This window comes from Candidatus Foliamicus sp. (assembly GCF_965221325.1).
In the GTDB taxonomy this organism is placed as follows: Bacteria; Pseudomonadota; Gammaproteobacteria; order Steroidobacterales; family Foliamicaceae; genus Foliamicus.
Genome location: NZ_OZ244880.1, coordinates 1,981,002 through 1,999,443, shown reverse-complemented (window position 1 = coordinate 1,999,443; position 18,442 = coordinate 1,981,002). Strand labels below are relative to the sequence as shown.

General features: G+C 63.1%; 15 protein-coding genes. 10 read left to right on the top strand and 5 right to left on the bottom strand.

Annotation, left to right across the window (positions count from 1 at the left end):
* Window positions 1-7 precede the first annotated feature (7 nt).
* The 3 genes from ACWCOO_RS08535 to queF form a co-directional block, all read right to left on the bottom strand.
* Window positions 8-226, bottom strand: coding sequence for a hypothetical protein (locus ACWCOO_RS08535; RefSeq protein WP_446830566.1), 219 nt, complete (start codon window positions 224-226; stop codon window positions 8-10).
* A gap of 103 nt (window positions 227-329) precedes the next feature.
* Window positions 330-764, bottom strand: coding sequence for an RNA polymerase-binding protein DksA (gene dksA / locus ACWCOO_RS08530; RefSeq protein ID WP_446830565.1), 435 nt, complete (start codon window positions 762-764; stop codon window positions 330-332).
* Window positions 765-784: 20 nt separating this feature from the next.
* Window positions 785-1,189 carry a preQ(1) synthase gene (gene queF, locus ACWCOO_RS08525; protein WP_446830564.1) on the bottom strand — a complete coding sequence of 135 codons (405 nt, stop codon included), beginning with the start codon at window positions 1,187-1,189 and terminating at the stop codon, window positions 785-787.
* A 198-nt stretch (window positions 1,190-1,387) separates the two neighbouring features.
* Here queF and ACWCOO_RS08520 point away from each other — a divergent pair, with 198 nt between their 5' ends.
* From ACWCOO_RS08520 to nagZ, 9 genes are all read left to right on the top strand, one after another.
* Window positions 1,388-4,423 (top strand): chromosome segregation SMC family protein, encoded by a 3,036-nt coding sequence (locus ACWCOO_RS08520; protein ID WP_446830563.1) that lies wholly within the window; start codon window positions 1,388-1,390, stop codon window positions 4,421-4,423.
* On the top strand, window positions 4,410-7,052 hold the full coding sequence (gene ligA / locus ACWCOO_RS08515; RefSeq protein ID WP_446830562.1) for an NAD-dependent DNA ligase LigA: 2,643 nt from the start codon (window positions 4,410-4,412) through the stop codon (window positions 7,050-7,052). Before ACWCOO_RS08520 ends, ligA begins: the two co-directional genes overlap by 14 nt.
* Before the next feature lie 310 nt (window positions 7,053-7,362).
* Entirely contained in the window at window positions 7,363-8,574 is a 1,212-nt protein-coding gene (locus ACWCOO_RS08510; RefSeq protein ID WP_446830561.1) for an ImmA/IrrE family metallo-endopeptidase, read from the top strand.
* Window positions 8,575-8,583: 9 nt separating this feature from the next.
* Window positions 8,584-9,081 (top strand): DUF4411 family protein, encoded by a 498-nt coding sequence (locus tag ACWCOO_RS08505; RefSeq protein ID WP_446830560.1) that lies wholly within the window; start codon window positions 8,584-8,586, stop codon window positions 9,079-9,081.
* Between the two features lie 80 nt (window positions 9,082-9,161).
* Entirely contained in the window at window positions 9,162-9,914 is a 753-nt protein-coding gene (pdxJ, locus tag ACWCOO_RS08500; protein WP_446830559.1) for a pyridoxine 5'-phosphate synthase, read from the top strand.
* Window positions 9,911-10,333, top strand: coding sequence for a holo-ACP synthase (gene acpS / locus ACWCOO_RS08495; RefSeq protein WP_446830558.1), 423 nt, complete (start codon window positions 9,911-9,913; stop codon window positions 10,331-10,333). The genes pdxJ and acpS overlap by 4 nt, the downstream gene beginning before the upstream one ends.
* The gene (locus tag ACWCOO_RS08490) at window positions 10,305-11,243 is read left to right on the top strand and encodes a 3'-5' exonuclease (RefSeq protein WP_446830557.1); all 939 of its coding nucleotides are present in this window, start codon (window positions 10,305-10,307) and stop codon (window positions 11,241-11,243) included. The genes acpS and ACWCOO_RS08490 overlap by 29 nt, the downstream gene beginning before the upstream one ends.
* A gap of 172 nt (window positions 11,244-11,415) precedes the next feature.
* Window positions 11,416-11,898, top strand: a complete 483-nt coding sequence (locus ACWCOO_RS08485; RefSeq protein ID WP_446830556.1) for a L,D-transpeptidase family protein — start codon at window positions 11,416-11,418, stop codon at window positions 11,896-11,898.
* 24 nt (window positions 11,899-11,922) lie between these two features.
* Window positions 11,923-12,849, top strand: a complete 927-nt coding sequence (gene nagZ / locus ACWCOO_RS08480) for a beta-N-acetylhexosaminidase (RefSeq protein ID WP_446830555.1) — start codon at window positions 11,923-11,925, stop codon at window positions 12,847-12,849.
* 46 nt (window positions 12,850-12,895) lie between these two features.
* Here nagZ and ACWCOO_RS08475 read toward each other — a convergent pair whose 3' ends face one another.
* Both ACWCOO_RS08475 and mfd read right to left on the bottom strand, forming a co-directional pair.
* Complete coding sequence (locus ACWCOO_RS08475; protein WP_446830554.1) at window positions 12,896-13,561, bottom strand: CsiV family protein; 666 nt, start codon at window positions 13,559-13,561, stop codon at window positions 12,896-12,898.
* Window positions 13,562-13,578: 17 nt separating this feature from the next.
* Window positions 13,579-17,202, bottom strand: a complete 3,624-nt coding sequence (gene mfd / locus ACWCOO_RS08470) for a transcription-repair coupling factor (protein WP_446830553.1) — start codon at window positions 17,200-17,202, stop codon at window positions 13,579-13,581.
* Between mfd and ACWCOO_RS08465 the strand changes: the two genes are divergently transcribed.
* The gene (locus tag ACWCOO_RS08465) at window positions 17,201-18,442 is read left to right on the top strand and encodes an FtsX-like permease family protein (RefSeq protein WP_446830552.1); all 1,242 of its coding nucleotides are present in this window, start codon (window positions 17,201-17,203) and stop codon (window positions 18,440-18,442) included. The two genes, mfd and ACWCOO_RS08465, sit on opposite strands and share 2 nt — an antisense overlap.

The window sequence follows — 18,442 nt, the reverse complement described above, 5'->3', positions numbered from 1 at the left end:
TTTCGAGCTAGATCGGCAAAAATTGCAACACGCCCAGTATGGCGACAATTCCCGCACCCTGGATCCAGAGCGCGCGGTAGAACTCGCCACGAGTGACAAGCTCGCTACGGTCGGCTTCGGCAGCAGCGCGTAATTGGGCGGCGATTGCTTCCGCTTGCCGGCTATCCAATCCCGCTTCTCTGAGCGCCTTGGCGGCGGATAGCGTATCGAACGCGGCGGTGGTCATAGCTGCACTCCTTGCGGCTTAAGCTTTCCTAGATTATATCTACCATGCGCCACTACCGGCCTTTCCCGGCCTGGGTGCGCAGCTTGCGCCGCCGCCGCGCGTTTTAGCGGGTGGTGCGGTCGCGGTATTGGCGTTCGGCCAACTCGCGGTGCTGTTGCGCTTCTACGGACAAGGTGGCCACGGGGCGGGCCTGCAGCCGCTCAAGCCCGATCTCCTCGCCGGTTTCTTCGCAGTAGCCGTAGCTGCCGTCATTGATGCGCTCCAAGGCGGCGTTGATCTTCTTCAGTAGCTTGCGCTCGCGGTCGCGGGTGCGCAATTCGAGGCCGAATTCGGATTCCTGTGTGGCACGGTCGCTGGGATCGGGGAAATTGCTGGCGTCGTCGCGCATGTGATGCACGGTGCGTTCCACTTCATTCATCAGTTCGGCCTTCCACGCCAGCAATATCTTGCGGAAGTGCTCAAGCTGGGCATCGTTCATGTATTTCTCGCCCTTCTTCGGGCGATAGGGAGCAATGCCATGTATGGGTTGGTCTTTCATGGTCCGGCGAGCGCGCGGAATTATAGCTTTGACGCCGCTTCCCCGGAGTGCGGTTCCTCGATCCCGGCGCCGGGCGTCCAGCCGGGTGCGCGATGCTCGGCCTTTACCGTGGTGTAAAGGCCGCCCCGCACGTTGAATCGAGCCTTCAGCCGCATGAATCTGGGCTGTACCGCGGCGACCAGATCGTCGAGGACCTGGTTGGTCACTGCTTCATGAAATGCGCCGCGCTCGCGAAACGCGTTCAGGTACAGTTTCAACGACTTCAATTCGACGCACAGCGCGTCCGGAACGTAGTCGATTACGAGCACCGCAAAGTCCGGCTGGCCCGTCTTGGGGCACAGGCAGGTGAACTCGGGCGCGCGTACGCGAATGGTATAATTGCGGCCCGTGCGGGGGTTGGGAAAAGTGTCCAGATTGGGGTTCATGAGCGGGCAATTTACACCAGTGGCCCCGCCTTTGAGAACCTAGCGCAGAAATTGCGCCAGTTTCAGGAATTCCGGGCGAGCGACAGTGTGGCCGGCGTGTTCTCGCAGGCTGGAGGATAACCACATCCATCGCAGAAGTCCGTTTTCTCGCTCCCTTCCGCTGCTTCTGAAGCAATACATGACGCGGTCGCCGGACTGATGCAACTCAAGAGAATTCGTCTGGCCGGCTTCAAGTCGTTTCCGGACCCGGTCAATATCGAAATTCCCGACGCCGCACTCGCCATAGTCGGTCCCAACGGATGCGGCAAATCGAACATCATTGATGCCGTGCGTTGGGTGCTGGGCGAAATCTCGGCCCGTCAACTGCGAAGTGGCGCCATGGCCGAGGTCATTTTCAACGGCTCGTCCCAGCGCACCGCGCTGAGCGCGGCCACCGTGGAACTGTCGTTCGACAATACCCAGCCCAGCCCGCACTCGCGCTTCGCCGACTACAGCGAAATCAGCGTCCGGCGCACAGTTCGGCGGGATGGCGTGTCCGAGTACTTTCTCAACAACTCCCGCTGCCGCCGCAAGGACATCACGCAGTTGTTTGCCGGCACCGGCTTGGGGATAGGCGGCTACGCGATCATTGAGCAGAGCATGATCAACCTTCTGGTGGAAGGCAGTTCGGACGAATTGCGGGCCTACCTGGAAGAGGCCGCCGGGGTGTCCGGATACCGGCAGCGGCGGCGCGAGACCACTTTGCGTATCGCTCGAACGCGCGCCAACCTGGAGAAGCTGGCCGAACGCCGGGCCGAGCTCGACAGCAGCTTGCGGCGGCTGCGCCGCCAAGCCTCGGCGGCCAGCCGGTACCGCAAGAACATGAGCGAAAAGCGGCGGCTAACGGCGCAGCGTCTGGCATTGGACATCCGTGCGTTGAACGGCTTGCTGGATGAACGGCAGGCGGGCGCCAAGGCTGGAGAAACAGCGCTGGCCCGGGTGGAAGCCGAGTACCGCGCCCTGGAATCGCGTATTGCCGAGGCGCGCGAAACGCACAGCCTGGCCCAGACGGCCTTTGACGAAGCCAATCGCGCGTTCTACGCGCTGCAGGCCGAGATCGCAGGGCTGGAGGATACGTTGCAAACGCAACAAGCTCTGGCGCGGGAGCGGAAGGCCGAACTTGAGCAGTTGGAGCCGCGGTTGAGCGCATTGCGCGAGGAACTTGCGAGCGAAACCGCCGCGCGCGAAAGACAGGCGCAGTTGCTGGGCGGCCTGGAGCCGGAACTGGCGGCTGCCCGCAAACGGGAAAGTGATATGCGCGCCCGCGCCGAGGAAGCAGTGGACCGCCAATCGGGCTGGCAGGCAGACAAGCACGCGGCGGAGATGCAGTTTCAGTCCTTGGCCCAGCAGCGCGAACTGCTACTGCGCGAGCGGTTGGCGGGTCTGAAATCGCTTCAGGAATCGGCGCGGCGGCGCGGCGGCGAGCAGGCCGTCGCCTGGCTGGCCAGCCGCGGATTGGCGGAACGGCCTCGTTTATCGCAGCACCTCAAGGTCTCGCGCCGTTGGCGCGCCGCCGTGGAGCTGGTCCTCGGAGACTTCGTCGAGGCCACCAGTGTCGCGCAGATCGAAGAGCTTTCGGAACAGTCAGAGTGGGCGCCGGGCGTTGTGCTGGTGGAACAGGGAGAGGATCGCCGTTCCGGGCAGGCTGCGGGAACGCTGCTTGCCGAAGTGCGCGGCGCCGGCGCGACGGCGGAGCTGCTTGCCCAGGTGCGCACGGCGCCGGATGTGTCCACGGCGCTTGGCATGCTGCACGACTTGGCCGAAAACGAATCGGTGGTTGTTCCAGAAGGAGTGTGGCTGGGCCGGGGCTGGCTACGCGTGGCCGGTCAGGGCGCGGAAGGTGCACTGGAGCGCGAGGCGGAAATCGCGGCGATCAATGCCGCCTTGGCCAACAGCGAAGAATTCGCAGCGCCGGCGTTGCAGGATTTGTCCGGGGATTCGAACCGGATTCGGCTGCGGGAAAGTCTCGAAAGGCTGGCGGAAGATCTTGAGCGCGCCGCAGCGCGGCGCGACGACGTTTTCGCACGCAAGCCCGACGCCACGCTGGACATCCAGGCACTTCGCGCTCTGACCGCCGAAGCACGGGAGACTACGCGGGAGTTGGAGCGCCGTCAGGCCGAACTGGCGCCGCAGCTTCGCGCCGCCACCCGGGCTTGCGAGAGAATAACTGCCGACATCAGCACCACGCGGGAGCGCATCGCGCGTCTTGGCGTTTTGAGCGGAGAGTCGGACGAAACCCTGCAGACCGCGCGCAGCAGCCTCCAAGCCGCGCTCCAACGCAAGCCCGAAGTGGATCATTCCCTCGACGAGGCCCGTCAGGCCCGCGAAGAGGCCGATTCCATACTTGCCGGCGCCGAATCCGGTCGCTCCGCGCTCCACGCGCGGCTCAACGAAGAGCGCGAGAAACTCAACCAGACGCGGATCGAGAGACGAGAGTTGGAGGTTCGCCGTGACGGGCTGGGCGAGCAACTATCCCGCACCGGCCACGAGCTCGGCGAAATCCTCGGGGAACTACCCGAAGATGCCGCCGCCGAGGATCTGGAACTGGCTCTGGAAAAAGTCGAGAGGCGACTTGAGCGCATTGGTCCGGTCAACCTGGCGGCGGAACAGGAGCTTGCCGAGCTTAACGAGCGCAAGGACTACCTCGACGCGCAGCACACCGACCTGACCAGCGCACTGGAGACGCTGGAAAACACCATGGGGCGGCTCGACCGCGAAACCCGCTCGCGTCTGGCGGAAACCGGCAAAGCCGTGAGCAAGGGTTTCGATCTGAATTTTGCCCGCCTATTCGGGGGCGGGCGGGCCGCCTTGACATTCGAGGGTGACGACCCGCTCACGGCCGACATCCGTTTCGTTGTGCATCCTCCCGGCAAGCGCAATGTGCGCGTGAGCCAGCTGTCCGGCGGCGAGAAGTCGCTGGCCGCCATTGCCTTTCTGGTCGCCGTGGTGCAGCTCAATCCGTCGCCTTTCTGCATGCTCGACGAAGTCGATGCGGCACTGGACGACGTGAACGTAGCGAAATTCTGCGAGTTGATTTCCGAGTTGTCGTCCACCCTGCAGTGCCTGGTGGTCACGCACAACAAGAGCACCATGCAGGCGGTGGATTGCCTGTTGGGCGTAACCATGCAGGAACCGGGCATTTCGCGCATTGTTACAGTCGATTTGGAAGAGGCCGTGCGTCTTGCCGCCGCCTGATTCGCCGCCGCAAGCGTCCCCGGCCGATACAGAAGAACGTGCGCGGTGGCTGCGGAGCGAGATTCTCCGACACAACCGGCTGTACCACGAGCAGGATGCTCCGGAAATTCCCGATTCCGCTTACGACGCGCTGTGCCGGGAGCTGCGCGAGCTCGAGCGGACGCATCCCGAGCTCGCCACTGCGGATTCCCCTACGCAGTTGGTCGGCTTCCGTCCCAGCCCCGCGTTCGCCCCTGTGCAGCATGCCGCGCCCATGCTTTCGCTGGAAAACGTTTTCGATTTCGAGGAACTGGAAGCATTCGACCGTCGTCTCGCGGGCCGTCTGGACGACGCGGAGGAAAGGCTCTATTCCGCCGAACCCAAGGTGGATGGCGTGGCCTTGAGCCTGGCTTACGAACGCGGAGTCCTGGTGCGGGCCGCCACCCGCGGCGACGGCCGCACCGGCGAGGATGTCACCCATACTGCGTTGACTATTCATTCGCTGCCGACGCGCCTGTCCGGCCCCCATGTGCCGGATCGCGTGGAGGTGCGCGGCGAAGTGTTCATGCCCTTGGCGGCGTTTCGGCGCTACAACGAGAACGCCCGCAAAGAGGGCGATAAAGCTCTGGTCAATCCGCGCAATGCGGCGGCCGGCGCGCTGCGGCAGAAGGATCCGAAGCTGGCGCAGAAACGTTCGCTGGATTTTTTCGCCCATGGCGTGGGCCGCGCAGAGGATGTACCCGCAGCGTCCGGCCAAGTCGAGTTGCTGCGGCTGATGCAGTCATGGGGCCTCAAGGTGTGCCCGCACGCCGAGCGCGTGAGCGGAACGGCGGGATGCGCCCGGCACTACGAGCGAATTCTGGCTCGGCGCAACGAATTCGATTACGCGACCGACGGCGTGGTGTACAAGCTCGACCGCTTCGACTTGCGCGACCAGGCCGGGGAGTCTTCGCAAGCGCCACGCTGGGCGGTGGCGCAGAAGTTCCCGGCCGAAGAGCGCACCACCACTGTGCGGGCCATCGAATTCCAGGTCGGACGCACCGGGGCGCTCACTCCCGTTGCGCGCCTGGAGCCGGTGTTCGTGGGCGGGGCCACGGTGGGCAACGCGACCCTGCACAACTATGGCGAACTTCTACGCAAGGATGTTCGCGTGGGCGATACGGTCGTAGTGCGGCGCGCCGGCGACGTTATTCCGGAAGTGGTTCGCTCACTGCCCGAACATCGCGCCGGCAATCCACCGGCGCCCGAACTGCCCACGCAGTGCCCGGCATGCGGCGCCGCGGTTGCGCTTCCCGAGGATGAAGCCGTGGCGCGCTGCACCGGCGCGCTCGCCTGTCCCGCTCAGCTCAAGGCCGCAATCCTGCACTTTCTGTCCAGAGAGGCGATGGATATCGAGGGCTTGGGCGCGGAATGGATAGACAAGTTGGTTGAAGAGGGTCGGGTGCGGAGCATCCCCGACATCTTTCGCATGGGCGAGGACGAGTTTGCGGCCTTGGCCATACAAAAGCCCGCCGGAATGCAATTCGCGGAAAGGCTGGTCGAGACGGTCAACTACGCAAAGCACACCAGGTTGCCGCAGTTCCTGAATGCCCTGGGGATTCCTCGTGTCGGGGCAAAAACAGCAGCGCGCCTTGCAGACCATTACAAGAAACTTGATTCCGTGGTCCGTGCTTCTGCGGAAGAGTTGCAGCGGGTACCCGGCGTGAACCAAGCGGCGGCGACGGCGGTTGCCGCATTCTTCGCGCAGGCGCAGAACAGAAAGCTGATCGCGGATTTGCTCGCTGCCGGCGTGACATGGGATGGCATTTCCTCCGAATCCGAGACGCTTGAACGGTTGCTTGATCGGGACCGAGTCACGCAAGAAGGGCAGGGCGCTTTGCTCACCAATGGTCCCGGCACGCGATCCCTCACGTCCAAGCTTGTTCGGCTGGCTAGCCCGCAGGGCCTGAATATGCAGGAGTTGGGCCCGGGGTGGATAAGCCGTCTGGTTGACGAACAGGTGATTCAGAGCGTGGGAGATCTATTCCAACTTGACCGGAAGAAGAAACATATTTCGAACATGGTGATCACGATACAGTTCGGCGCCAAGCGCGCAAACAAACTGGCAACAGCCATCGAAGAGCGGAAGCGGACTACCTTGGCGCGTTTTCTCTACGCATTGGGCATTCGTGACGTGGGCCGGATCACGGCTGAAACGCTGGCCCGGCGCTTCGGCAGTCTGGACGCGCTGCTGGCGGCGGACGAAGAGCAACTGTGCGATGTGCGCGACGTGGGTGAAATAGTGGCCGAACAAATCCGCAAGTTCTTTGATTCGTCGGAAAACGCGCGGCTTATTGAAGAGCTGCGGCAATCCGGGGTGAATTGGCCGGAAAGCGACGCCGCTGTGGACTCATCCACCGGGCCTTTGCACGGAAAGACGCTGGCGCTGACCGGCGCGCTGCAGGACATGACCCGAGGCAAGGCGCGCGAACTGATTCTTGAAGCGGGAGGACACGTCGTCGGCAGCGTGTCGAAGAAGACCGATTACCTGGTTGCAGGAGCCAATCCAGGCAGCAAGCTCGCCAAAGCAAGAACTCTGGGCGTACAGGTGCTGGATGCAGCCCAATTCCTGCAAATCCTGGGCAAGGCGGACAGAAGTGCTGACATTTAACGCAATTGACGTCGAAACGGCCAATGCCGATCGCACAAGCATTTGCCAGATCGGTATCGTGCACGTCAAAGGAGGTGCAATTACCCAGTCGGGTGGCAGCAATGGAGTGACTACAACCGCCCATGCTTTTTCTGCGCCCTTAGGCGGAGTTTCTGCTGCACGGCAAAGGCGGCTTTCGGGACAATCCGGTTAGAATTGGTTCCAGAGGAAAGCAGAGATCACTTTCGGCACGCTGCCGCACAGATCCGGAATCTCAACATCACCTCTGCTGATGCAGCCAATCGGTTAACGAGGTCCGAATGGTTACGCGATGAGCAAAGTACACGTCAACCCGGCAATTCTGCGCTGGGCTCGCGAAACTGCCGGTCTTGAACCTGAAGAGGCAGCGAAAAAGATCGCGTTAGGCCGGACCAAAGCGTCGACCCCGGCGGAGCGATTGCAACAACTTGAGACCGGCGAAACGGCTCCAACGCGAGCCTTGCTTGTCCGCATGGCAAAGCAGTATCGGCGGCCGTTACTCACGTTCTATCTGTCCAATGTCCCCCAAAAGGGTGATCGTGGCAACGATTATCGGACTTTGCCAAGCGGATACGATCCGAGGGATGATGCTTTGCTCGACGCATTGATTCGGAGTGTCGGGGCACGGCAGAGCCTGCTTCGTGCTGCGCTGGAAGACGAAGAAGAAGGGAATGAGCTTGCATTCATTGGCAGCAAGACGACCAACAACGGGGTTCAAGCCGTTGTCGAGTCCATCCGTCAGGCGTTGCCAATAACACTTGAGGAGTTCCGGAAGGCGCAAGGGGGTGCCGGCGAGGCTTTCAGGGAACTGCGCAAGGCTGTTGAGAGCATTGGCGTTTATGTAGTTTTGGCCGGGAACTTGGGCAGCTATCACACAGCAATAGAACTACGAACGTTTCGCGGCTTTGCTCTTTCCGATCCTGTGGCCCCCTTTGTGGTTATCAACGACCAAGACGCTCAAACGGCTTGGTCTTTTACGCTGCTGCATGAACTTGCCCATCTTTGGCTAGGCCAGACAGGTGTCAGCGCCGACGCTGCAGATTCGACCATTGAGCAATTCTGTAACGACGTTGCCGGAGAGTTTCTGCTTCCGGAGAATGAGTTGCGGCAACTTCGGCTCCCGGACATCGACAATGAAGACTCCATATCCGATGCCGTCACCATCTTTGCTAACGAGCGCAATCTCAGCCGCTCCATGGTGACGTACAAGTTGTATCGAGCACAGCGAATTCACCGGAACATCTGGCAACGTCTCAGCACTCGGTTTCGAGATGAGTGGCTTGAGAATCGAGAAGTGCGACGTGAACGCGCACGTGGCCAAGAGGGGGGCGCCAATTTCTACACGGTACGCCATCATCGATTGGGCGGTGGGCTTATCCATGTCGTGCAGCGGATGATGCGCGCGGGTGCATTAACTACTACCAAGGCCGGGATGGTCCTGGGCGTAAAGGCGAAGCAAGTTCAGAACTTGCTGAGTGTTGGCAAAGCTAGTCGCGCTGCTTAGAAAGTCCCGGTGATCTACTTGCTGGACGCCAACGTTTTAATCGATGCCAATCGGGACTATTACTCGATCGACCGTGTACCGGAGTATTGGGAATGGCTTGTTCATCAGGGAGAAGCCGAGTGCGTCAAAATCCCGATAGAGATATACGAGGAGATAAAGGCCGGCGAAGACCAACTCGCACTGTGGGCAAGAGACCAAGGCACAGAAAAGGCTCTTCTCTTGAATGAGGCGGCCGATCCCGAGCTGGTGTCGCGGATAACCGAGCAAGGCTATGCGCCCGACTTGACCGACGACGAAATCGTGAAATTGGGGCGGGACCCATTCTTGATGTCATACGCGCTACTGGACCCGGTTGATCGTACGATCGTAACGACTGAAGTATCGAAACCCTCGCAGCAAAGAGCGAATCGCCGCATTCCAGACGTGTGCAAGACATTTGGCATTCGCTGCCGCAATACGTTCGAATTGGTTCAGGAGCTGGACTTTTCAACGAATTGGAAGCGATAGTTTGCGCATCGCTTTTGGTATTTTCATGAACTGCCAAACTTGCAAGTCTGGACTGCGCAATCGAATTGAGGTGTGAGCCGGTGACGATCCTTCTTGGAGTGAACGTGGATCATGTGGCCACCTTGCGGCAGGCGCGCAAGACCGACTATCCCGACCCCGTGGAAGCCTCGCGGCAGGCCCTGGCGGCAGGCGCGGACTACATCACCGTGCATCTGCGGGAGGATCGCCGGCACATTCAGGACCGTGACGTTCAGCGCCTGATCGACACGCCGGGGATGCGGGTGAACCTGGAAATGGCGGCCACTGGAGAAATGGTGGCGCTGGCGGAACGTTGGCGGCCGAGGGACTGCTGTCTGGTGCCGGAAAGACGCGAGGAGCTCACTACCGAAGGGGGGCTTGACGTGCTCGGGCAGACCGGCGTGCTGAAGAGCGTTTGCAGCCGGCTGGCGCAGGCGGGCGTTCGCGTTTCGCTGTTCATCGATCCTGAAGAGGCGCAATTGCGCGCCGCGCTTGCCGTGGGCGCGCCCGTTGTTGAACTGCATACGGGCGCGTTCGCCGACGCTGCGGATGCGGCGCAGGCAGGCCAAGAACTGGAGCGCATCCGCAACGCTGCCGGGCTGGCCGCGGGCCTGGGTCTGGTGGTCAACGCGGGTCACGGGCTGCACTACGGAAACACCGCCGAGGTGGCCGCCATACCGGAGATCGCCGAACTCAATATCGGTCATGCTATTGTTTCGGAAGCGATATTTTGTGGTTTCTCCACCGCCGTTGGGCGCATGAAGCAGTTGATGAACGAAGCGCGCGAGGAGCAGGCGGGCCGGGGGACTGCATGATTTTCGGGATCGGGACGGACTTGTTGCGGATCGACCGGGTGGAGCGCGTCTACCGGCGCTTCGGCGAGCGCTTTGCGCGCCGAGTGCTGATGGACTCCGAGCAGAAGAAATTCGTGGAAACAAAGAACCCGGTCCGCTTTCTGGCCATGCGTTTCGCGGCCAAGGAGGCGATCGTGAAGGCGTTGGGAACCGGCTTTCGCTACGGAATGTGGGTGCGTGATGCGGGGGTCAAGCATGACAGGCGTGGTCGGCCGGAAATCATTTTTTCGTCACGCGGCAAGACCGTGTGCGCCGCCGCGGGGGTCAGCGGCGGCTACCTGAGTTTGACTGACGAGGCCGGTCTTGTGGTGGCCACGGCCATACTGGTGACTGAAGGCAGGGGGGTAGGGGATGAAAGCCAAGCTGATTCTGGATATTGAGACGGTACCGGACGCGGAAATGGGGCGGGCCCTCTACGGGCTTGATGGCGAGCTGGACGATGCGGAGGTGATGCGTGCCATGCTGCATCACTATCAGCAGCGTACCGGCCTGGATTTTCTGCCCCCGATTCAGCATCGGGTGGTGGCCATAGCGGTAGTGTTGCGCAACGAGGAAGGATTGCGTCCATTGGTGCTGGGCGAAGAGAACGCGCCGGAGCAGGACCTGATCACGCGGTTCTTTCGTGGCCTGGAGCACTATGTGCCCGATCTCGTGACTTGGAACGGTGCGGCTTTTGATCTGCCGGTGCTTAACTTTCGCGCGCTGCGCCACGAAGTGCAGGCCGGCGTGTATTGGGAGACCGGCCTCAAGGAAAGGGCTTTCCGGTTCAATAACTACATGTCGCGCTTCCATTGGCGTCATACCGATCTTATGGATGCACTATCAGGATTCCAGGGACGCGGGCGCCCCAGCCTGCGCGAAGCCAGCGCGCTGCTGGGCCTGCCGGGAAAGAACCTGATGCAGGGCAGCAGCGTCATGGATGCCCACCTCGAAGGACGTATCGGTGATATTCGGCGCTACTGCCTGGAAGACGCCCTGAACACCTACCTGGTGTTTCTGCACTTTGAGTTCCTGAGGGGCAATTTCACCCAAGACAATCTGGACGAAGAGTACGGGCTGCTGATTGATGTGCTCAAGGCCAGCGGTGAGGAGCATCTGAATGAATTTGCCGGCAAACTGGAAGCAGAGCCCGAAGACGGAGAACGCGAGCCGCCCGAGGACAGCGAGAGCGAGTCGCCAGACGACAGCGCAGCGGACGCCCAGGCCAGCGAGCCCTCGGCCGAAGTTTCCGCCGAAGAATCAGCTACCGACGCGGCTGAACAGTCTCAGCAGCGGGAAGCTGCGGGGTAGGGTGCTTTGAATTCGCCTTCTCTTCGTCCCCACCTCGCGGGAGACGCCGTCCCTGGCTTGGTTCCGCCATCCCTGGCTCCAACACTCCCGCGAGGTGGGGACGAAGAGAAGGCTGGGGCTGGCAGCGTATCGCATGCGCAGTACAGCGCATGGCCATGCCACAGGAGCACAAGTGTCGACTGAAATCGTAGTCGAGATTTCGCGGCAAGTCCTCAAGCTCGTGGACAGCGGGGAAACACGCCAGCAATGGCCCGTATCAACCTCACGCTTCGGCCCCGGCGAGCTGCAAGGCAGTCTCGGCACGCCGCGCGGCCGTCACCGGATTCGCGCATGCATAGGCGCCGGACAGCCCGAAGGCGCGGTTTTCGTAGGCCGCCGGCCCACCGGCGAAATCTACTCCGAGGAACTGGCCCGCAAACACCCTTCGCGCGACTGGGTGCTTAGCCGGATTCTGTGGCTGTGCGGCGAGCAGCCCGGTTTGAACAGGCTTGGGCGCTTCGACAGCATGCGCCGCCACATCTATATCCATGGCACGCCCGATTCCGAGCCGATGTCGGTGCCGAGGTCGCATGGCTGCGTGCGGATGCGCAATCGGGACGTCATTGACCTGTTCGATCTTGTGCGCCCTGGGTGCCGAGTCGATATCCGTCCCTGAGGGCGTACGCCGGTGGGCCCGCTGATGATCGATTTGGCTGGCGAGACCGTCACCGATGACGAGCAGGTGATGCTGGCTCATCCCGCGGTGGGTGGCATCATCTTGTTTGCTCGCAACTGCCGTTCGCCCGCGCAGATACGGCGCTTGGTGGCGTCCATTCGCGCCGCAGCAGGACGCCCAATGCTGGTCGCCGTTGATCAGGAGGGCGGGAGGGTGCAGCGCATGCGGGCAGGGTTCTCGTCGCTTCCGCCGGCCCGAGCCCTGGGCGAGGCCTTCGATGATGATTCCGGGAAGGCGCGCGAAATGGCGCGCGCCAGAGGACGCTTGCTGGCTCTGGAACTGGGTGCGATGGACATCGACTTCAGCTTCGCTCCGGTCGTTGATATCGATTACGGACGCAGCGCGGTGATCGGCGACCGCGCACTGCACCACGACCCGGAGGTTGTGGCGGAGTTGAGCCTGGCGTTCCACGCCGGCGCGCGGGCGGGCGGCATGGTCTGCGTGGCCAAGCATTTTCCGGGGCATGGCTGGGTGGAAGCCGATTCGCACGATGAAATGCCCGTGGACAAAAGGGAATATGCATCGTTGCGCGCGGACTTGCTGCCGTTCGAGACGCTGGTCGGCAATGGGCTGGCGGCGCTCATGACCGCCCATGTGCGATATGACGCGGTGGATGCGGCCACGCCGTGCTACTCGTCTCGCTGGCTCAAGCATGAACTGCGTGAGCGTATCGGTTTCGCCGGCGCGATTTTCGCCGACGACTTGTCGATGCACGGCGCCGCCCAGGCTGGCGCGCTGGACGAACGAGTAGCCGCGGCCTTGCGGGCCGGATGCGACATGCTGCCGATATGCAATGACCCTGAAGGCGCGCGCGAACTATTGGCCAACTGGAATCTGGCTCCCAGGCCCGGCGGAGCCGAGCGTCTGGCCGCGCTTCTCCGCGCGCGCTAAGACCAATTTGCAGGCCAGGCGCCCGGCGGTCGGGTGGGTTCCGCCTTCAGCCCTGGTCGTCGGTCTGCGGCGACTCCCGATAGCGGAACAGTCTCGCAACCGCCCCGAAGCGGGGATGATCGAAATAGTGGATCTCTTCCAGCAGCAGACGCCTGCTCTCGGCAAGCTGGAACACTGTGCCTTCGTTTTCGTCGTCAGGTAGGCGAAGATCAAGCGTCAAGTGCACGAACCTGTTCTCGCGCAGCGATGCCACACCGCTGAAGGGCAACGTCACTGCGGATAGCGTCGACAGGCGCAAGGGAATCGGCTGTCCGTCCCAGCCGGCGGGCATGGCCCAGGCGAAATGCGCCAGTGGCCGGTATTCCGCGCTGCGTCGCATCGTAGACCAGATACCTTCCATCGCGTACTGGGCGCGGGTGAGTGCCAGCAAGCCGGTCGGAGCGGGTGGCGTGACTGCGCCCGAATCCGGCAGCGCAAGCGGCGCCGGATAGGTTTGCGGCGCCGGAAGAGCGGGTGGCTGTACGCCCAACTCTTCGGTGCTGGCCTCCGGATCGAGATGCAGAAAAACGAGGACTTCCAGCGCCACGCGGAACTCGTCCTCCTGGGCAAGCGCAGGCGGGCCAGCCAGCGTTGCACAGGCCAGCCCAGCGCATAGCAGCAGGTGCGACGGGGCGGGCTTTCTGGCTCTTGGGCGGCGTACAAGCGGCATCATGTGGCCAAGTTTACGGTTTACGAAGTTGGGCTGGATTGTTCGAGGGTCGTGAGCAGGCGTTCGACATAGCGGAAGCGCCGGTCGGAATCGTCCAGCGCGGCCCGGAACTTCAGCGCGCCATTCGGCCGCAAAGCGAACTCCTGCGGCTGCCGCTGTGCGAGAGCTACCAGTTGCATCGGGTCCACGGGGGTGTCCGGGTGAAATTCGATCTCGCCGCCTCGGGCCGCGGCCTCCAGCATCCGGATGCGCAGCCCGCGCATGCGTTGCTGGATGCGGGACTGGCGGAACAGATTTCGGGCCGCCTCCGGCGCCGGCCCGAAACGGTCCACGAGTTCCACCTGCAATTCGTCGAGTTGTCCCGCGCCGCTCGCCGAGGCGATGCGCTTGTACCAGCTCAGCCTCTGGTTCACATCCGGCATGTAGTCTTCCGGCACCAGCGCGGCAACATGCAGTTCCACGTCGGCGCGCAGATGCGCCGCAGCGACGACATCGCTCTTGCCCGTGTCGCCGCCGCGCAAAACCTCCACGGCCCTGGTCAGCATGTCGTTGTAGAGGCTGAAGCCGACCTGCTGTATCTGCCCGGACTGTTCTTCGCCAAGCAGTTCTCCGGCGCCGCGGATCTCGAGATCGTGGGTGGCCAGCAGGAAACCCGCCCCCAGCTCGCCTGCCGCCTGTATGGCCTCAAGGCGCTTGTGTGCGTCGGCGGTCATTTCCTTCTCGTGCGGCCGAATCAGGTAGGCATAGGCCTGGTGATGCGAGCGGCCGACTCGGCCGCGAAGCTGGTGCAACTGCGCCAGTCCCAGGCGATCGGCTCGGTTGATCAGCATGGTGTTGGCGTGCGGTATGTCCAGGCCGCTCTCGATGATGGTGGTGCATACCAGCACGTCAAAGCGGCGGTGGTAGAAATCGGTCATTACCCTTTGCAGTTCTGCGTCCAGTAACTGACCGTGAGCCACCTCCAGGCGCACGTCGCCGAGCAGAGTCTTGAGTTCGCGGGCGATCCTGTCGATGTCCCGAACGCGGTTGTGGACGAAAAAGATTGCTCCGCCGCGGCGCAGTTCGCGCCGGCAGGCCTCCCGGATCAGACTGTTGCGCCAGGGCGTCACGAAGGTCTTCACCGCCATGCGCGCGGGCGGTGGCGTAGTGATCAGCGAGAGATCGCGCAGCCCGCCCAGCGACATGTTCAGGGTGCGCGGAATCGGTGTGGCCGTTAGCGTGAGCACGTGCAAGTCGGCACGCAGCGCCTTGATGCGCTCCTTCTGACGCACGCCGAAACGGTGCTCCTCGTCCACCACCAGCAGTCCCAGCCGCTTGAAACCAACCCGCTGGCTCAACAGACCATGGGAACCCACCACGATATCCACGCGGCCGTCCTTGAGGTCTTGCCGCAGCGCCTCGTTGGTTCGGCCTTTGCCGAAGCGCGTCAGCATTTCCACGCGCACCGGCCAGTCCGCAAACCGGTCGCTGAACAGACGGTGGTGCTGCTGCGCAAGCAGCGTGGTGGGTGCGAGCACCGCTACCTGGAAACCCTCCACGACGGCTGCAAACGCAGCGCGCAGTGCGACCTCGGTCTTGCCGAACCCCACATCTCCGCAAATCAGCCTATCCATGGGTTTCCCCGCGGCCAGGTCTTCCAGTGCCTGCTCTACGGCGCGCTTCTGGTCGTCGGTGAGGCGGTAGGGGAAGCGCGCCGCAAAGGCACTGGCCTCGGCTGCCGGGGCGCGCATGGCGGGCATGCGCCGCGCGGTCCGCTGCGCCTGCAGCGCCAGCAATTCGGCCGCCGTGTCGCGCAACTGTTGCTCTGCGCGACGTTTGATCCGCGCCCAGGCATCCGAACCTAGCCGGTGCAGAGGCGCTTGCTCCGGGTTTCCGCCGGTGTAGCGGGTGATCAACTGCATGTCCGAAACCGGCACATAGAGGCGGTCGCCGCCGGCATACTCCACGCACATGAACTCAGCGGGTGCGTCGCCCGCATGAATGGTCTGCAAGCCCTCGTAGCGGCCGATTCCGTGATCTTCGTGTACCACCGGCGCTCCGGGAGAAAGGTCGGCCAGACTTTGCAGGATAGCTTCCGGTTCCGGCTGGCTGCCGCGGCGCCGGCGAGTCAAGGGCCGTTGCCGCCCGAACAGCTCGCGCTCGGTAAGCACCACGATCTCGTCGCCTAGCGCCATGCCTTCGTCCAAGGGACTCTCCGCAAGGCACAGCGGAGCTGCCGAGGCGAGAAAAGCCGACCAGGACGGCGTCTCCAGTGGCTTAAGCGCGCGGCTGCGGAGGAGTTCGCGGATCAGTTCGCGCTGGCCGGCTGTTTCCGCCGATAGCAGGATGCGCCTACCGGGTTTCCGAGCAAACGCCTCCAGCGACGCATGCTCGTCGCTCCGCGAAAGGAGCAGACTAGGAGCCGGGCGCACATCCATGCTGCGCGCCACGCCGCCTCGGTCGGAGCCAGGCAACGGGTCGCCGCTGCACTTGACCTGCCTGAATACGTCCATCGCGGACTGTTGCAGTGCGGGCGGCGCGAAAAGCTCGTCGGGCGCCAGACAGGGTTGCTCCGGATCGTCGGCGCGCTGTCGGCAGCGCTCGGCAACATTGTCCCATTCTGTCTGCATCGCGGCTTCGCTGCCGGGCAGGAGCACTACGGCGCTGTCGGCGGGCAGGTAGTCCCAGAGGGTTTCGGTTTGCTCGTAGAACAGCGGCAGATAGTTCTCGGCGCCTTGCGGCGCCACGCCCTCGCCCAGCTTGCGGTACACCTCCGCGCGCGCAGGATTGTCGGGAAAGCGGCGGCGAAATCGGTCGCGGAACGCTTCCACGCTGCCGGAATCCAGCGGCAGTTCGCGCGCCGGCAACAGGCGAAACGCGTTCAAGTTTCGTGTGCTGCGCTGCGAAGCCGGGTTGAAAATGCGGATCGATTCCACTTGCAGATCGAAGAATTCGATGCGCACCGGAGCCGGCGCTCCGCTGGGATACAGGTCGGTCAGCGCGCCCCGAACCGCGTATTCGCCCGCCTCGTTCACCAGCGGCACGCGCACATAGGCGGCTTCTTCCAGGCGTCGGTGCAATTCCCGAGGATCCAGTTCCTGACCGACCCGGCAATCGAATTTCATCCAACTTCGCAGCGCTTTTCTGGGCGGCAACCGGTCCAGCAGTGTCGGCGCGGCCACGAATACCGTCAGAGGCGCATCCGAGGCGTCGGCGTCGAGCAATCGCGAGAGCGTCTCAAGTCGCCGGGAAACGATTTCGGAGTGCGGGCTGAACAGGTCGTAAGGCAGCGTTTCGCGATCGGGCAGCAACGCCATGCGGTCCGAACCTCCGCGCAGCCAGGACACCTGCCGCATCAGGTCTTCGCCGCGTCCCGGATCGGGAGTCACCACCACCAGGCAGGAGCCCGCATGGTCGGCAATGAGTTCCGCGCAAACCAGAGGCACAGCGCCGGCGTTAACGCTGAACAACTGCATTTCGGCGATGCCGGCGCTGGGCCAATTCAGCCGCAGCATCCGGTCCGCTCTGCGGTCAGTTTGCGTCGGTGTTTCCATGGGCAGTGCATTTTCGCCGCTGAGGGTCTGCATGTCTCGCCCGATTGCGCAATTCCGGGCGCCAGCGGCCAACTGCGGTTCGAGAATCGCGATGTGGGAGAATTGCAGCATGCTCCGGCCGTTGCCCCTCGCCATAGCCTGGCGCTATCTCCGTGCGCCCACGCGCAACCGGTTCATTTCCTTTATCGGTTTGGCTTCAGTGGTGGGAATGGTGCTTGGCGTTGCGGCACTGATCGTGGTTATTTCGGTCATGGACGGTTTTCGCTCCGAACTGCGTGATCGGCTGCTGCGATTCGACGCCCAGGTCAAGCTAGTGGCTGAGCTCGGCGAGGACTGGCGTGAAGTAGCTGCGGAAGTAGCGGCGCTGCCCAGCGTCGATAGCGTAACGCCGGTTGTGGAGTTGGAAGGATTGCTTTCCTCGCAACGGCGGTTTGCCGCTGTGCGGCTGGTGGGAATGGCGGCCGGATCGGAAGGGCAAACGGCGCGCCTGTCAGGCAACCTGATCGCAGGGTCTCTGGATGAACTCCATACGGAAGACGGCGGCCTTGCGCTGGGACGGCACCTGGCCTGGACCTTGGGCGTGGACGTGGGTGACCGCGTGCGCGTGTTGGTGCCCAGGCCGGGCGGCCGAAGTCCGCGGCTCAGCGATGAGGTGGTGCGGGCGATATTTCTGGCGGGCGTGGCGGGTCCCGATAGCAGCCTGGCCCTGGCAAGCCTGCGCAAGGTGTCGGAGCTGGCGGGCATGCAAGGCCGCATAAGCGCCCTGGAGGTGCGGGGCAAGGATCCCTATGCCACGCCCGCCGAGGTCGAATCCTGGGCTGCATCGTCCGCGTTGGCGAACAGGCTGGGTCTGGCCGCGCGCTCGTGGATGAGCGAGCACGAAGCCTTGTTCCGCACCGTACAGCTTGAACGCGCCGCGATGGCCGCGCTGCTGGCCGCGATTATCGCGGTCGCGGTGTTCAATATCCTGGCCACGCTGGTGATGTCGGTCAATGAACGCCGTGGGGAGATCGCCATACTCGCCACCCTGGGTGCGCGTCCTCCGGCGATCATGTCGATTTTCTGCCTGCAGGGCCTATTGGCGGGGCTTGTCGGCGTGTCGCTCGGCGGTGCACTGGGCGTGTGGCTGGCCCGCAACGTGGATCCCGCCATGCGCTTTCTCGAAGGACTGCTGGGCTTCGAGTTCCTGCCGGCGGAAGCCTACTACCTGACCGAGGTGCCCTCGGAACTGTCCGCGTCGCTGGTGTTTTCGGTCATTATCCTGGGCTTGCTGCTTTCCGCTCTGGCCAGCTGGTATCCGGCCCGCCGCGCGGCGCAGGTCGATCCGGCCAGTGTCCTGCGCTACGAGTAA

Excerpts from the sequence above, each read along its gene's own strand:
- ACWCOO_RS08535 (WP_446830566.1), bottom strand. The coding sequence starts at position 226 with ATGACCACCGCCGCGTTCGATACGCTATCCGCCGCCAAGGCGCTCAGA.
- dksA (WP_446830565.1), bottom strand. The coding sequence starts at position 764 with ATGAAAGACCAACCCATACATGGCATTGCTCCCTATCGCCCGAAGAAG.
- queF (WP_446830564.1), bottom strand. The coding sequence starts at position 1,189 with ATGAACCCCAATCTGGACACTTTTCCCAACCCCCGCACGGGCCGCAAT.
- ACWCOO_RS08520 (WP_446830563.1), top strand. The coding sequence starts at position 1,388 with ATGCAACTCAAGAGAATTCGTCTGGCCGGCTTCAAGTCGTTTCCGGAC.
- ACWCOO_RS08510 (WP_446830561.1), top strand. The coding sequence starts at position 7,363 with ATGAGCAAAGTACACGTCAACCCGGCAATTCTGCGCTGGGCTCGCGAA.
- acpS (WP_446830558.1), top strand. The coding sequence starts at position 9,911 with ATGATTTTCGGGATCGGGACGGACTTGTTGCGGATCGACCGGGTGGAG.
- ACWCOO_RS08490 (WP_446830557.1), top strand. The coding sequence starts at position 10,305 with ATGAAAGCCAAGCTGATTCTGGATATTGAGACGGTACCGGACGCGGAA.
- nagZ (WP_446830555.1), top strand. The coding sequence starts at position 11,923 with ATGATCGATTTGGCTGGCGAGACCGTCACCGATGACGAGCAGGTGATG.
- ACWCOO_RS08475 (WP_446830554.1), bottom strand. The coding sequence starts at position 13,561 with ATGATGCCGCTTGTACGCCGCCCAAGAGCCAGAAAGCCCGCCCCGTCG.
- ACWCOO_RS08465 (WP_446830552.1), top strand. The coding sequence starts at position 17,201 with ATGCTCCGGCCGTTGCCCCTCGCCATAGCCTGGCGCTATCTCCGTGCG.
- mfd (WP_446830553.1), bottom strand. The coding sequence starts at position 17,202 with ATGCTGCAATTCTCCCACATCGCGATTCTCGAACCGCAGTTGGCCGCT.